This is a genomic window from Streptomyces sp. 150FB (genome assembly GCF_000818195.1).
GTDB lineage: Bacteria > Actinomycetota > Actinomycetes > Streptomycetales > Streptomycetaceae > Streptomyces.
Window position 1 is genome coordinate 3,772,494 of sequence record NZ_JTHL01000001.1, and the last position, 14,594, is coordinate 3,787,087.

A 14,594-nucleotide genomic window follows, 5' to 3' on the forward strand; every position below is an offset into this window, starting at 1 on the left:
CCACGTACCCGGCGGCACACCCGCACACACACCGGCGGGCTCCTTCGGACCCCCGCCGGCCAGCTTCGACCACGTACCGGGCGGGCATGTACCCGGCGGCCATGTGCCTGGTGGTCACGTGCCTGACAGCCACGTGCCGGGCAGTCACGTACCCGGCAGTCACATCCCGGCGGCGTCCTACGCGCCTCCGCTCAGCCCGCTCGACCACGCCCCGGTCGGCACGGGTTCCCACGTACCCGGACATGTGCCGGGCGGCGCGGGGCACGACTTCCCGGGCACGCACACGCCGGGTCACGACGGACCGCCCGCCGGTACGCACGGCCCCGGGCACGACCCGATCCACGACGGACCCGGATCGCACGGACACGACACCCCGCACCACGGCGGCCACGACCCGGCCCACGATCCGGCCCATGACCCGGTCCACGACCCGGCGCACGACCCCGCCCACGATCCGGCCACGCCCGGCCACCACGGCGACCCCGCCGGTACCGGCGGCGCGCACGAGTTCGAGTACAAGCCGCACATGTCGGAAGCGGACTTCGCGAGGTTGTCCGACGCCGAGAAGCACGCGGTGGCGGCAGCCGAACTGTCCGACGGGACAAAGCCCTTCGTCGACGACAAGGCGGCGATCTCGTACGGCCGGGACCGCTGGAACGACTACGTCGACAACCTGGACCCGTCAGCGAAGCAGGCGCTCAACGACTACACCGGGGAGACGTTCCCCTCGTACCACGACATGAACGGGTACTTGCGGGACGCGGACAACACGGTCCTGCGGCCCGAGGTGGCGCACGACATCTCGGAGATGGACCGCGTCATGTCCTCGCGGCCCGTTCCCGACGACATCATGGTGGTGCGCGGTACCGGCCTCGGTTACCTGAAGCTGGACCACTGGTCCGACATGTTGGGGCAGACGTACCCGGACAAGGGATACACGTCGACCTCTCTCGGCGATCATCCGGTCTCAAGCTTCGAGGGGAAGGAAGCGATCCTGCGCCTCCGCCTCCCCAAGGGGACACCGGCGCTCTGGCTGGAACGGGTCAGCAAATTCGACGTGAGTGAGCGCGAACTCCTGCTGGCGCGTGGTACCGAGTTCAAAGTGAGTCGCGTCTTCAAGGATACGATGGGCCAGATTCAGGTGTATGGGGAAGTCCTGCCCAGGGTGTAAGGGAGCGCGTTCCAAGTGACAAACGAAAAGCCGATCAATCCTCGTCTGAACGAGGATTTGCGATTCGAGGCAAAGCCGGGCGGTCCGCTGCGCTACAACTCCACAACCGACAAGCCGGTCCAGTACATCACCGTCGCCGACCTCACAGGTACAGCGATCGGCTATGTGTGGGCCAACGACGAGGACGACGCCGCAAGCTGGCTCGACCGCAAGGACATCAGCCCCGCCTCGTACAACGAGGGGATGTTGTGGACGCTGTGGCTGCGCGACGCCAAGGCGCGCGGCATCGCGCCGTCGGAGGCCCTGGCGGAGTTGATGCGCGCTTCGACCGTCGACGGCGCCAACAGCCGTGTGGTTCCGGGTTCTCTGACAGAGATCCCGGACGTCGAGATCCTCAGGGCATTGGCTCGCGAAAACTGAATTGATGAGATCGCGTGGGCGTATTCGGAGAACAAGCGGCAGCCTTTCTGGAGTGGCTTGCGCGATGCGGAACAAAGTGCCAGGTGTCTTTGCGGAAAATGGACAAGCGCGGGTCCCTGGTGCTCTCGCGGAGATGATCGAGGTGTCGGACCAGGATGAGAGCCCCGGGCTGTGCCCTCGGGCGCGTGCCCACAGCGAGAGCGGATCATGACCGACCGACCGGACACCCAGCACTACCGGCGTGAGACCGACAAGCCCGTCCATCACGTCACCGTCGCCAACCCGCGCGGTGAGGCGATGGGCTACCTGTGGGCCAACGACGAGGACGACGCCGCCGGATGGTGCCTGCGGCCGAAAGGTGACTCCGCCGGGCTCAGCCAGGGACTGGAGTGGTCCAAGAAGCTGGACGACGCCAGGGCGCGCGGGCTGCTGCCCACGGCCGCTCTCGCCGAGCTGGTACGCGGCTCGGACCCGAGGCACCCCAGTCATGTGGTGCCCGGCTCCCTGACCACGGCGCCGGATCTGACCGCCGTCGAGCAACTGGCCCACGTGGTCACCGAGGCCGACGACCGGCGACTGCTGGCCCAGCTCGACCGTGGGAACGCGGATGCCTGGCGGCAGTTGCGCGACGGTCTCGCCGCGCTGACCGACGAGGACCGTGACGTCACCTGGTCCGCCAGTGGGAAACAGCCGGACGGCAAGTACCTGATGGGCTACCCGCTCTACAGCGACCGGCTCAACCAGGTCGTGCGCGCACTGCCCGCTGTCGGCGCCGTGACGCCCGCCTATCTCTGGCAGGACAACCCGATGCCCGCCATGTCGGCCGACGGCAGCCTGAGCCCGGCCGACGCCGTACGCGCGGCCACGGCCGTCGTGCGCGGCGAGCGTTTCTCGGACGGGACCATCGCCCAAGCGGCGCGGGACGGGCTCGTCGACGCCGTGGCCGTATCGCTGCTCGCCTGGTACGAGGACGCGTGAGCCGGGCCGGCCTTCGGGCTCTCGGACGGCGCCCCCCGAAGGGTGTACCGCTCGCTCGCCCATGCTCTATCTTGCAGAGGCAAAACAGGGGGCCGTATGCCACAGACACAGCAGCCGCGACCGACCGGCCGGCGATCATGACCAGCGCAACGCCCGACTGAGGCAACTGAGGCACACGGGACGACTGAGGCGACGGACGACGAATGGCACGGGATTACGACAGTCAGCTTCTGGAGTCGGTGGCGGTACGCCGACGCCGGTTGAGGGACGCGCTGTTGTTCGGCGCGCAGCGGGCGCGGCGTACGGCGGACGAGCGGCTCGGCAAGGTGTTCGCGGGGATAGCCATCGCGGCCGTCCTGTGCGCGGGGTGCGTCGGGTGGTCCTTCCTCCAGCACACGCTGGCGACGCAGAAGGCCGAGCAGCAGAAACAACAACAGCAGCAGGACCAGCAGTTCCCGCAGCCGACAAATTCTCCGAAACCGGCGAAATCTGGTTGACCGGTGAAATCGGTGAAATCCATGAACAGTTATCCGTAACTCGTCCATATGTGGGAAGAGTTGCTTCTCACGTGTAATGGGGAGAGAGCGCTAGTAGCATGGGCACGCCAATTGGCCCGAGAGTCCTTGACGTCGCGATGATAGGTTCCCGTAAGTGGTGAGCACAGCAACGACCTCCCAGGCGCAGCTCAGCCGGGTGACCCTGGTCGGCGAGCGGCGCCGGGCCGACATCGTCCTGCCGTCCGACACTCCGATCGGGCAACTGCTTCCGGACATCCTCCAGTTGCTGGACGACCGGGCCGCCTCGCGCCCCCTGACCCGGCAGTTGATCACCTCCGACGGTTCGGCGCTGCCGCACGACAGCACGCTGTCGTCGGCCCAGATCGCCGACGGCGCCGTACTGCGGCTCGTACGAGCCCATTCGGCGCCGCCCGCCCCGGTCGTACACGACGTCACCGACCTGATGGCCGACGACCTCGACCTCCAGGCCTGGCGCTGGCGCCCGTCGGCGCGCCGGGCCAGCGCGGGGGTGGCGACCGTCAGCTTCGCGGTGATCACCGCGGTGCTGGCGCGCTCCGAGTTCTCGCTGACCGCTCTCACCGGTGTGTTCGTCGCCGTCACCCTCGTTCTCCTCGCGGTCGGCGCCCTCGTCGCCAAGATCGGCGAAGGCAACCGGGGCCTCGCGACGGCGCTGTTGCTCGCCTCCGGCGGGCTCGGCATCCTCACCGCGTGGACGGCGGCCGACGCGTACGACTGGTCCTGGACCGCGCGTCTCGCCGCACTCGCCGCCTCCCTCGTGCTGATGCTCGTCATGCTCGGCTACTTCTCACCGCTCGGCCGTGGCGGGCTCATCTGCGCCGCCGCGATCGTCGTGATCGCGCTGGTGTGGGAGGGCGTCGCCGCCGCGCAGAGCGACCCGTCTCGGCTCGGCGCCGTGATGGCCGTCTTCTCGGTGATCCTGCTCGGCCTGCTGCCGCGACTCGCGCTGATGGCCTCCGGGCTCACCGCGCTCGACGACCGCCGCTCCGGCGGCATCTCCGTCAGCCGGCACGAGGTGGGCAACGCGCTCGCAGCCACCCACCGGGGGCTCGCCCTCGCGACGATCGTCACCGCCGTCTCGGCGGCGGCCGGGAGCTGGCTGCTCACCCTGGCCGACAAGCCGACCGTGTGGACCGTGGCGCTGCCTTCCCTGGTGGCGCTCGTGCTGCTCTCCCGGGCGCGGGCCTTCCCGCTGGTCGCCGAGGTCGTGGCGCTGCTGGCCGCCGCCGCGGTCCTCGTCGTACGTCTCGTGATGCTGTGGATGCGGCACGGCGGCAGCGCCGGACCGCTGATCGTGCTGTGCGCGGCCGCCGTACTGCCGCTGCTCGTCCTGGCCGTACGGCCGCCCGAGCATGTGCAGGTGCGGCTGCGGCGCATGGCCGACCTGGTCGAATCCATCGGCGTCGTGGGGCTCTTCCCGCTCGCCGTCGGTGCCTTCGGTGTGTACGGACAGCTACTCAACAAGTTCTGACGGCAACGCGCAGGCGCTCCGAGCGGGGCAGCAGGGCGGAATAGAAGGGCTGACATGCCGAACGGAGACAACTGGCAGGGGGATGTGCTGCGTTCCCTGCGAGGTGGCACCACGCCACAAGGGGCGCCGCAGCAGGGGCCTGCCGGGGAGCCGCCCGGCGGTCCCGAGGCCGGACACCAGCCGCAGCAGGGCCAACCCGGGCAGGAGTACCAGGCGCGGGAGTACCAAGCTCAGGAGTACCAGGGGCAGGAGTACGCCGCCCAGGGCTACCCGCAACAGGGCGACCCCGCGCAGGGCTTCCCCGTACAACAGCAGCCGTATCAGCAGCAGCAACAACCACCGCAGCAACACCAACAGCCGCAACAACAGCAGCGGCAGCAACAACAGCAACAGCAGCCGTACGTACGCCAGGACGGCCCCGCCTACGAGGCCGCCTCCCAGGCCCCCCAGGCCTACGCCCCGCCCCAGCAGGGCGGTTACACCCCCGGCACCCGGCCGCACCGCACCCCCGACTCCCGGCCCGTCCTCGACAAGGGCCTGGCCGCCGCCGGGCGCAAGCCCCGGCACGGCGAGGGAATGGCCTCGCGCGCCCTGCGCGGGCTGCGCCGTACGGTCTCCTCGTCGGCGGCGCGTGAGGTCGCCGAGACGACCGCGATCGCCGAGATCCTCCAGCAGCCGGTGACGACGGGCCGGCAGATCGCCGTCACGTCCATCCGGGGCGGGGCAGGCAAGTCGACCCTCGCCGCGCTGCTCGGCACGACGTACGCGCACTACCGGCAGGACCCCGTCCTCGTCGTCGAGGCCGACCCCGCGCTCGGCTCGCTGCCGCTGCGGCTCGGCGCCGAGACGCTGCGCTGGACCACCGGCGACCTGGCGGACATCGTCGAGCCGCAGATGTCGCTGCTCGACGTGACCGGCTATCTCGTGCAGCTCCCCGGCAACGCCTGGCTGCTGCCCGGCAGTCAGGGCCAGATCGGCGCGATGCTGGACAGCAAGGCGTACGAGCGGGTCATGATCTCGCTGCGCCGCTACTTCGGTATGACCGTCATCGACTGCGAGACCCTGCCCGCCGAGGTCGCCCGCGTCGCGCTGTCCGCCTCGCAGGCCCGCATCCTGGCCGCCCCCGCCACCCTGGAGGGCATCACCAGTACGTACGCGGTGCTCCAGTGGATGCAGGGGCTGCCGCCGCACGTGATCGCCGGTACGGTCGTCGTCCTGACCGAACTCGTGCCGCACGCCGGGCTCGACGTCGCCAAGGCCGCCCAGAAGCTCACGTCCACCGGGGCGAGCGTCCAGGTCATGCCGTACGACCGGCACCTGGCGGCCGGCGGCGCGATCCGTACCGAACTCCTCGCCCACGAGACCAGGGAAGCAGCCACCCGCCTCGCCGCCGATGTGTTCCGGCTCTCCCAGCAGCGGCACTGACCGCCGATGCCGAGTCCGACCGTGTCCAGGACCGTGGCCCAGAGCGTGGCCGAAGCCGTGTCCGAGACCGTGACCAAGATGCCGAGCCCGACCGTGAGTGACGGACGACGACGATGAGCACCCGACTGATCCACCGCCCGGCCAGGACCACGCGGCCGCCGGTTCCCTCCGAGGCCCGCACCATAGAGTCCCCGCCCAACCTCCCCGAGGGGAAGTCGGGCAACATCGCGACGTCGCTGCTGCCCGTCGTCGGTGTGCTGTCGTCGGTCGTGATGATGACGATGGTGCGCAACAGCCAGTTCGCCGGGGTCGGCGCGATCATCGTCGTCGTCACCATCATCGGCTCCATCGGCATGCTGTTCTCGCAGCGCGGCAAGGCGCAGCGCACCCGCCGCACCCAGCGCGAGGGCTATCTCACCTATCTGGAGGAGCTGCGCGAGGAGCTGTCCGGCGAGGAGCGCGAGCGGCGCGAGCTGGCCGATGTCCTCAACCCGCCGCCGGACGCGCTGTACGACATCGTGCGCGCCCCGGCCCGGCTGTGGGAGCGGCGCCGCATGGACGGGGACTTCCTGCGGGTACGCGTCGGGACCGGCGAGATGCCCGTACGCGACCTGAAGGTCGCACAGCAGGGCTCGTCGGTCCTCACCCCGCCCGACCGCTTCATGCTCAACGAGGTGTCGGCGCTGATGGTGCGCTTCCGCACCGGCACCGAACTCCCGCTCACCGTCCCCCTCGACCGGGTCGGCAACATCAGCGTCATCGGCCCGCGCGAGGACTGCCTGCGGGTCGCGCGCGCCCTGCTCGTCCAGACGGCGGCCACCCACGCGCCGGACGACGTGGCGATGGCGCTCGCCGTGCCCGGCGACCGGCTCGCCGACTGGGAGTGGGCCAAGTGGATGCCGCACCTGCTCGACACCGAGCAGTTCGACGGCCCTGTCGCCGCCCGCCGTATCGCGCCCTCGCCGTCCCAGCTCGCCCGGCAGATCGGGTCGGAGCTGCGGCGGCGCGCCTCGTACGCCGCCGAGGTGCGCCGGGGTCTGTCCGGCAAGGACGCCCTGTCGATGACCTCGCGGCTGCTCGTCGTGTCGGACGGGCACGGCGAGGACGCGGTGGACCTGCCGCGCCCCGACGACGCCGTCGGGCTGCGCGAGATGGGGGTCACCGTGCTGCACCTGCTCGACAAGCGGGTGCAGGAGCCGGGGCAGGTCAGCGTACGGATCACGGTCGACGGCGACCAGATCGTCATCGAGGACCTGCGCGAGCAGGAACCGATCAGCGCGCACGGCACCGTGGACGAGGTCAGCATCCCGTTCGCCGAGGGGCTGGCCCGGATGCTCGCGCCGATGCGGCTGTCCGCCGAATCGCTCGTCGACGCCCCGCTGTCCGGGCCCGTCGACTTCGCCGACCTGCTCGGCATCGACGACGTGGCGCGGCTCGACCTCTCGCGGCTGTGGGCGCCGCGCGGTGAACGCGCCTTCCTGCGGGTGCCGATCGGCATCAGCGACTCGCACGAGCCGGTGCTGCTCGACCTGAAGGAGTCGTCCGAGCTGGGCATGGGCCCGCACGGGCTGTGCGTCGGCGCCACCGGCTCCGGCAAGTCGGAGCTGCTGCGCACCCTGGTCCTCGCGCTGGTCGCCACGCACCCGCCGGAGGATCTCGCGCTGGTCCTCGTCGACTACAAGGGTGGTGCGACCTTCGCGCCGTTCGCGAACCTCCCGCATGTCGCCGGTGTCATCACCAACCTGGAGAATCAGGCGGGCCTCGTCGAGCGCGTCCACGCCTCGCTCGCCGGTGAGGTCAAGCGCCGGCAGCAGGTGCTGAAGGACGCGGGCAACGTCGCCGACATCGGTGACTACGCGGCGCTGCGCTCCGAGAAGCGGCCCGACCTCGACCCGCTGCCGCACCTGTTCGTCGTCATCGACGAGTTCGGTGAACTCCTCACCGCCAAGCCGGACTTCATCGACCTGTTCCTGTCCATCGGGCGCATCGGCCGGTCCATCGGGGTGCACCTGCTGCTGTCCAGCCAGCGCATCGAGGGCGGCAAGCTGAAGGGCCTCGACACCTACCTGTCGTACCGGCTCGGGCTGCGTACGTTCTCCGCCGACGAGTCCCGTACGGTCCTGGACACCACCGACGCCTTCCACCTGCCGCCGCTGCCGGGCTTCGGCTACCTCAAGGTCGACACCAGCCATTACGAGCGCTTCAAGGCGAGTTACGTCTCCGGCGGCTACCGGGGGCCCGTGCAGCGCGCCGAGGACGAGGAGACCGGGCCGCTCGCGCTGGAGTACCAGGCCTTCAACACCCTGGCCGAGCCGGAGAGTTCGGGCGAACGGGAGCAGTCCAGCCGGCGCCGCGAGACCGGGCCGACCGAAATGGGCGTCGTCGTCGGGCAGTTGGAGCAGGCGGCCGGTCCGGTGCGCCGCATCTGGCTGCCCCCGCTGCCCAGCGCGATCGCACTGGACAAGGCGGCGGGACCGGTCAACGTCACGTCGCGCGGAATGCAGCTCGCCGCGCGGCGCGGCTCGCTCCAGGTGCCGCTCGGTCTGCTCGACGACCCGACCAAGCAGTGGCAGGGCCAGTGGTATCTGGACCTCACGGTGGCGGGCGGCCACGCCGCCGTCATCGGCGGCCCGCAGGCCGGCAAGACGACACTGCTGCGCACCCTCGCCCTCTCGCTCGCGCTGACCCACACCCCGCAGGAGGTCGGCATCTACGGCCTCGACCTGGTGGGCGGCGGCCTCCAGGCGCTGGCGGGCCTGCCGCACGTCGGCGGGGTCGCCGGGCGCGCGGACCGCGAGCGCGCCGGACGTACCGTCGAAGAGGTACGCGGCACCCTCGCCGCCCGCGAGGAGCTCTTCCGGGAGCACGGCATCGACTCCGTCGAGCAGCTCCGCCAACTGCACGCGGCGGGCAGGCTGCCGCAGCTCGCCTCCGCCGAGATCGTGCTGATCATCGACGGATTCGGCGCGCTGCGCGACGACTTCGAGGAGCTGGACGACGCCGTCGTCGACATCCTCAAGCGCGGCGGCGGGTACGGCATCCATGTCGTGGCCGGCATGCTCCGCTGGAACGACGTCCGGATCGCCACCCAGTCCAACTTCGGTACCCGCGTGGAACTGCGGCTCAACGATCCCAGCGAGTCCAGCATCGAGCGCAAGCTCGCCCAGACCCTGTCGCCCGACGAGCCGGGACGCATCCTCACCGACGGCAAGCTCTTCGCGCAGATCGCGCTGCCGCGTACGGACAGCCTCACCGACACCACGGACCTCGGGGCCGTCCTGGAGCACACGGCCCGTACGATCCGCGCCACCTGGAGCGGTGAAGTCGCCCAGCCGGTACGGGTGTTGCCGCGCGTCCTGGAGCCGCACCTGCTGCCGGGCCCGGTCGCCGAGCCGAAGCGGGTGCCGATCGGCCTGGACCAGACGGCGCTGGCGCCCGTCATGCTCGACCTGTTCCGGCACGACCAGCATCTGCTGGTGCTGGGCGACAGCGAGTGCGGCAAGACGAACCTCCTGAAGACCATCGCGAACGGCCTCATCGAGCGCTACGGCGAGGAGGAACTCGTCTTCGCCGTGATGGACCCCCGGCGCGGTCTGCGCGGCGCCATCCCCGAGGAGTTCAGGGGCGGTTACGCGTACAACCCCAAGATGTGCGCCGCTCTCGCGCACGGTGTCGCGGGCCAGCTCGAACAGCGGCTGCCCGACGACACGGCGGACACCGAGGACCTGGAGCCGGGGAGCTGGGGCGGCGGTCCCCGGATCGTGGTGCTCGTCGACGACTACGACGTACTGACCACGGCGGGACAGGCACCGCTCGAACCGTTCCTGCCGTACATCCCCTCGGCGGCCGACATCGGGCTCCACTTCGTCCTGACGCGCCGCGTCGCGGGCGCCTCGCGCGGGATGTACGAGCCGCTGATGCTCGGGCTGCGCGAGTCGGGCGCTTCGGCGGTCCTGATGACGGGCGACCGGAGCGAGGGACAGCTCTTCCCCGGGGTGTACGCCACCCAGCAGCCGGCGGGGCGCGGCGTGCTGATCCGCAGGGGGCAGTCGAACCGGCTGATCCAGACGGTGTACACCGCCGAGTGACGCGACAACCGCACCACGGACACCACGCCCAGCACGCACGCGACGCACAGCACGCACGCCACGCACCACGGACGAAGGACAGGACGACCACATGACCAAGGACGTCATCGCCCTCACCCAGCGCATGCCCGACCCGCTGACCGTGCTCGCCGGTCTCCTCTCCGGCGGCCCCGACAAGCTGGTCGGGATGGCCGGGGAGAACGCCGTCGTGCAGCTCTGCGACGACGAGGGCCGGCCGCTCGTGTCCGTCGAGGCGCCGCTGCTCGTGCAGGTGGCGGGCGAGGCCGAGCGGCTGCTCGGCGCCACGCCGCCGTCCGTGCCGTACTGGTGGACCGAGGCGCGCGCCACCACCGGCATCGAGGAGGCCGAGCTGCTGGCAGGCACCTTCGCCGCGCGGGTCGCCTCCCTGGCGGGCGGTTCAGCCTGGCCGCCGGAGGCGGCACGCTCGCTGGCCGTGGTGAAGAGCGAGGGCGTGAGCGTCGCGCCCACGCCCGCCGCGGCGCAGCCCGCCGTCGACGCGCTGACCGACAAGGTCGCCGTGGTCATCCAGGACCGGCCGGTCGTCGCCATGACGGCGTGGCTCTCGGACGCGTTCCGGGCCGCCGCCAACGCCGAGTTGGGGCTCCAGATCGTCACCTCGCCGGGGGTCACGCTCTCCCCCGCCGTACGCAACAGCCTCAGCGGCTGGCCCTCGCGCTGGGTCGTGCAGGACGAGCGGGACGGGTATTACGACGGGCTGTCCGGCGCCGTACTGCGCTGGCAGAACGGCCTGTTCGCCCCGGTCGAGGCGGCGGACGCGACCCCCGACGACCCGCGCACCCCGGTGGCCGCCGCCTTCCAGGAGATCGCCGACACCGGCGAACGCCAACTGGCCGTCTCCTTCCGTACGGTCCACCCGGCCGACGACCGGCTGGTGCTCGGCGGGGCGCTGGAGTCGCTGTGGCGCGAGCTGACCGGCGAGGCCCCGGCTGGCTGGGGTACGGCGGAGCCCGCCAACCTGCCCTGGTCGCTGCGGAGGCTGACCGATGTCGCCTTCGAGAGGTCCCCGGAGCCGACCTGGCTCGTGGTGGTCGGGAGCCAGGACCGGCCGGGGCTCGCCACGGTCCGGATCAGCCGTACGACGGGCGGCGTCGAGGAGGACGTCACGCTGGCGTTCGGCTACGGCGCCGGCGAGGAACCGCCGCTGGACGCCCTGCCGAGGGCCGCCGAGGTGCTCGCCACCCGGCACCACCTCCAGTCGATGCTGGTCCAGATCCGCAAGGCCCGCCGCGACCTGGCGGTGCCGCCGCGCTTCGAGGGGCCCGGCGTGCCGATGGCGTTCGTGCTCGGCGCCGAGGAGGTCCGCGAGATGCCGGGCGACCGCGCCCGCCGCACCCCGCTCGCCCAGCCGCCGATCCCCCTCGGCCCGAAGACCCGCTCCGCGATGTACTACCCGCTGCCCGGTGACCCGTCGGACCTGTCGGGCTGGGCGGACTTCGAACGGCTGATGCGGCACTTGAAGGGCGCCTGAGGATACGTACGCGGGGGCCCGGCGGGACGGGACGCCTGGGACTCGGGCGGCGGAGCGCGTCGTGGCGGGCGTATCAGGCAGCGGCCGCCGGGCGGTCGGCGCCCGCGTCGTGCGCGACCCGTGAGGAGCGGGGCAGGACCGCGTACGTCAGTGCCAGCCCGAGCAGGCTCAGCCCCGCGCCCGCCAGGCCGGTCCAGCGCAGGGCACCCGCCGCGACGATGGCGCCGCCGATGACGGAGCCGGCTGCGGCCCCCAGGTTGAAGGCGCCCACATTCGCCGAGACGGCCAGGGTCGGGGCGCTGCCGGCGTGGCGCAGGATCAGCCCCTGCAACGGGGCGATGGTGGCGGTGGCGAGCAGGCCGAGCACCAACACCGCGGCCACGGCGCCGGGTTGCCACACGACGGCGAACGGGATGAGCAGCAGCACGCCCGCCAGCCCGCCGAAGACACCGCGCACGGTGGCGCTCAGGTACCTGTCCGTCAGCCGTCCGGCCAGCAGATTGCCGAGGAAGCTGCCCGCTCCGTACGTCAGCAGCAGCCCCGAGACGGCCGCCGGCGAGAAGCCGGAGATACGGGTCAGCAGCGGGGCGATGTACGTGTACACCGTGGCGACACCCGAGAACCCCACCGCCGTGGTGGCGATGGCCAGCAGAACAGGGCGGCGGGTCACGACCCGTATCTCGTCCCGCAGCCGCGTGGCGGGGGCCGGCTGTTTCGGCAGTACGGCGGCGAGCAGGGCGATGCCGGCCACCGCCAGCACGGTCAGTACGGCGAACGGCGCCCGCCACCCGGCCCGTTCACCGAGCAGCGCGCCAAGGGGCACGCCCAGCAGGGTCGCCACGGTGAAACCGGAGGCGACGGTGGCGATCGCCGTACCCGTCTTCTCCGCCGGAACCACGCGGGTCGCCATCACCAACGCCAGAGCCAGGAAGGCGGCGTGGCTGAAGGAGGAGACCACGCGGCCCACGAGGAGCAGCTCGTACGACGGTGCCAGCGCGCAGATCGCGCTGCCCACCGCGAACAGCAGCATCAGCCCGAGGGCGAGCCCCTTGCGGGGCAGCCGCGCCGTCAGCACGGCCATGACGGGCCCGCCCACCACCACGCCGAGCGCGTAAGCGGTCACCGCTTGCCCCGCCGTGCTCTCGGACACTTTCAGATCCGACCCGACCTGGGGCAGCAGTCCGCCGATCAGGTACTCCGACGTACCGACAACGAAGACGCTCGCGCAGAGGGCGGCGAGCGTCGCGAAGCTCTTTCTCATGCGAGGGACCGTAGAGTCTCACATGGATGTCAGAGTCAAGTCGCGGCGAGGCACGGCCGGGACGAGGGACAAGTGACGGGGGAGGACGGACAGATGCGCATCGGTGAACTGTCGCGGCGGACCGGGGTTCACGAGCGCCTGCTGCGCTACTACGAGGAGCAGGATCTCCTCCACCCGCGGCGGCGCCCGAGAGGCTACCGCGAGTACGCGGACGAGGACATCGCCACCGTCCGGCGCATCCGGAGCCTGCTGGCCGCCGGCCTGAACACCAGCACCATCGCCACGATCCTTCCGTGTCTGCGGGACACCGGCGAGCGCCTGATCCCCACCTGCCCGGACCTCGTCACCGACCTGCACCGCGAGCGCGACCGCATCAGCCGGTCCATCACCGATCTCCAGACCTCGTTGAGCGCGCTCGACGAGGTCATCACGGCGGCTCCGCCCGAGGTCACACGCCGGGCCCTCGCCACGCTCGACGGCTGAGCGCGCCCCCGTCGGACCCGCTTTCGGCGGCCCCCGCGCCGACACCGTGAAGGGGTACGGTCCCGACCGGCGGGGCCCCGCTCAGGCCTGGGTGTCCCGGGCGGCGAGGGAGGGGTCGACCGGGACGCATCCCCTGCCCACGGTCGCCATGAGGCTGTCGCATTCGGCGGGCACGCCGACGCACTGGGTCGGGTCGCCGTTGCGGTTCTTGACGCAGCCCAGCCCCGTCCCGTTCACGGACACAGACTCGCAGCAGAGGGGCACCTTGGCCGCTACGTGAAGCACCGGCGCGGAAGCCGACGAACGGGCGTGCGTGGCAGGGGCGTCGGCCCCGGCCGGGGCGGCCAGGGCGAGCGGCCAGGCGGCGGCGAGCGTCAGGGTGGCGAACGCGAGAACGAGACGACGCATGGGTGAATCCCTGCTGTGAGAGGAAAGAGCGAAAGGACACCCGGAGCCTTCCCGGCAGCCGCGCGCCCAGGCTGGCCCGAACGAGTGCTTCACACCCGCCTCCGGCGGCAGCCGTACGAAAACGAGGCCGACTCACGGGCCGGCGCGGGGGCGACCGTCAGGCGGTGCAGGTGAGTGCGGCGGGAAGCTCGGCGAAGGTCTCATCGACGAGGTTCGTCAGGCCTTCGCGGCCCCCGTCGCCGCCCCGCGCCGTCCAGCGCAGCGAAGCCGTGCGCCAGGCGGCCACGAAGATCTCCACGGTCAGCCGGAGGCGCGTCTCGTTGACGTCGTCACCGGCACGCCCGTTCACCGCTTCGATCAGGGCCCGCGTGGTGTCCTGGCAGTAGCCCAGACTGTTCGCCGCCAGCGCGGGGACGGCTTCCGACAGCTCACGGGTGACAAGGAAGCGGCGGTCCCAGTCCGGGTCCATGGTGCCCAGCGTGGTGTTCAGTGCCACCCGGAGGGCCTCCAGCAGCGGGCCGTTCATCTCCAGGGTGGCCACATGGCCGAGATACGAGGACCACAGATCGCTGTCCGCGCCGAGCGCGACGTCCTCCTTGGAACGGTAGTTCCGGAAGAAGGTGCGCTTGGACACCTCCACCACATCGCACAGGTCGTCCAACGTGGTGGCGTCGCCGCCGCTGCCGCGCCCGGCATCGTCCTGCTGGACATCGCCCGCGCCGTGGCCGGCATCGGCGCCGCGGGGGTGTTCGCCAGCGGTGGCGCGATCCTGGCCACCACCTTCGAAGGCGCCGCGCGTACGCGCGCGTTCGCCGCCCTCGGCAGCGCGGCCGGCTCGGCCTG

General features: G+C 71.4%; 12 protein-coding genes. 9 read left to right on the forward strand and 3 right to left on the reverse strand.

Annotated features, from left to right (window positions below):
* From QR77_RS16120 to QR77_RS16155, 8 genes are all read left to right on the forward strand, one after another.
* Positions 1–1,171: ADP-ribosyltransferase (locus tag QR77_RS16120; RefSeq protein ID WP_347359781.1), on the forward strand; the 1,171-nt coding region annotated here is incomplete at its 5' end.
* A 15-nt stretch (positions 1,172–1,186) separates the two neighbouring features.
* A complete protein-coding gene (locus tag QR77_RS16125; RefSeq protein WP_040022480.1) occupies positions 1,187–1,591 on the forward strand; it encodes a hypothetical protein in 405 nt (134 codons plus the stop codon).
* Positions 1,592–1,798: 207 nt separating this feature from the next.
* Positions 1,799–2,569 (forward strand): DUF6508 domain-containing protein, encoded by a 771-nt coding sequence (locus QR77_RS45095; protein WP_063798040.1) that lies wholly within the window; start codon positions 1,799–1,801, stop codon positions 2,567–2,569.
* A 203-nt stretch (positions 2,570–2,772) separates the two neighbouring features.
* Positions 2,773–3,066 carry a hypothetical protein gene (locus tag QR77_RS16135; protein ID WP_040022482.1) on the forward strand — a complete coding sequence of 98 codons (294 nt, stop codon included), beginning with the start codon at positions 2,773–2,775 and terminating at the stop codon, positions 3,064–3,066.
* Between the two features lie 154 nt (positions 3,067–3,220).
* Positions 3,221–4,576: a type VII secretion integral membrane protein EccD gene (gene eccD / locus QR77_RS16140; protein ID WP_040022483.1), complete on the forward strand. Its 1,356-nt coding sequence runs from the start codon at positions 3,221–3,223 to the stop codon at positions 4,574–4,576.
* Positions 4,577–4,630: 54 nt separating this feature from the next.
* Positions 4,631–6,001 (forward strand): MinD/ParA family protein, encoded by a 1,371-nt coding sequence (locus tag QR77_RS16145; protein WP_040022485.1) that lies wholly within the window; start codon positions 4,631–4,633, stop codon positions 5,999–6,001.
* Between the two features lie 113 nt (positions 6,002–6,114).
* Entirely contained in the window at positions 6,115–10,089 is a 3,975-nt protein-coding gene (locus QR77_RS16150; RefSeq protein ID WP_040022487.1) for a type VII secretion protein EccC, read from the forward strand.
* A 91-nt stretch (positions 10,090–10,180) separates the two neighbouring features.
* Positions 10,181–11,599: a DUF6177 family protein gene (locus QR77_RS16155; protein WP_040022489.1), complete on the forward strand. Its 1,419-nt coding sequence runs from the start codon at positions 10,181–10,183 to the stop codon at positions 11,597–11,599.
* Between the two features lie 73 nt (positions 11,600–11,672).
* Here the strand turns inward: QR77_RS16155 and QR77_RS16160 are convergent, their stop codons facing one another.
* Positions 11,673–12,860, reverse strand: a complete 1,188-nt coding sequence (locus tag QR77_RS16160) for an MFS transporter (protein WP_052488800.1) — start codon at positions 12,858–12,860, stop codon at positions 11,673–11,675.
* 93 nt (positions 12,861–12,953) lie between these two features.
* On the opposite strand from QR77_RS16160, the gene QR77_RS16165 reads away from it, so the two are divergent.
* The gene (locus QR77_RS16165) at positions 12,954–13,343 is read left to right on the forward strand and encodes a MerR family transcriptional regulator (protein WP_040022490.1); all 390 of its coding nucleotides are present in this window, start codon (positions 12,954–12,956) and stop codon (positions 13,341–13,343) included.
* Between the two features lie 81 nt (positions 13,344–13,424).
* Here QR77_RS16165 and QR77_RS16170 read toward each other — a convergent pair whose 3' ends face one another.
* Together QR77_RS16170 and QR77_RS16175 are read right to left on the reverse strand one after the other, a co-directional pair.
* Complete coding sequence (locus tag QR77_RS16170; protein WP_040022491.1) at positions 13,425–13,751, reverse strand: hypothetical protein; 327 nt, start codon at positions 13,749–13,751, stop codon at positions 13,425–13,427.
* Positions 13,752–13,908: 157 nt separating this feature from the next.
* Positions 13,909–14,594: TetR/AcrR family transcriptional regulator (locus tag QR77_RS16175; protein WP_201778809.1), on the reverse strand; the 686-nt coding region annotated here is incomplete at its 5' end.

Excerpts from the sequence above, each read along its gene's own strand:
- QR77_RS45095 (WP_063798040.1), top strand. The coding sequence starts at position 1,799 with ATGACCGACCGACCGGACACCCAGCACTACCGGCGTGAGACCGACAAG.
- QR77_RS16135 (WP_040022482.1), top strand. The coding sequence starts at position 2,773 with ATGGCACGGGATTACGACAGTCAGCTTCTGGAGTCGGTGGCGGTACGC.
- QR77_RS16145 (WP_040022485.1), top strand. The coding sequence starts at position 4,631 with ATGCCGAACGGAGACAACTGGCAGGGGGATGTGCTGCGTTCCCTGCGA.
- QR77_RS16150 (WP_040022487.1), top strand. The coding sequence starts at position 6,115 with ATGAGCACCCGACTGATCCACCGCCCGGCCAGGACCACGCGGCCGCCG.
- QR77_RS16155 (WP_040022489.1), top strand. The coding sequence starts at position 10,181 with ATGACCAAGGACGTCATCGCCCTCACCCAGCGCATGCCCGACCCGCTG.
- QR77_RS16160 (WP_052488800.1), bottom strand. The coding sequence starts at position 12,860 with ATGAGAAAGAGCTTCGCGACGCTCGCCGCCCTCTGCGCGAGCGTCTTC.
- QR77_RS16165 (WP_040022490.1), top strand. The coding sequence starts at position 12,954 with ATGCGCATCGGTGAACTGTCGCGGCGGACCGGGGTTCACGAGCGCCTG.
- QR77_RS16170 (WP_040022491.1), bottom strand. The coding sequence starts at position 13,751 with ATGCGTCGTCTCGTTCTCGCGTTCGCCACCCTGACGCTCGCCGCCGCC.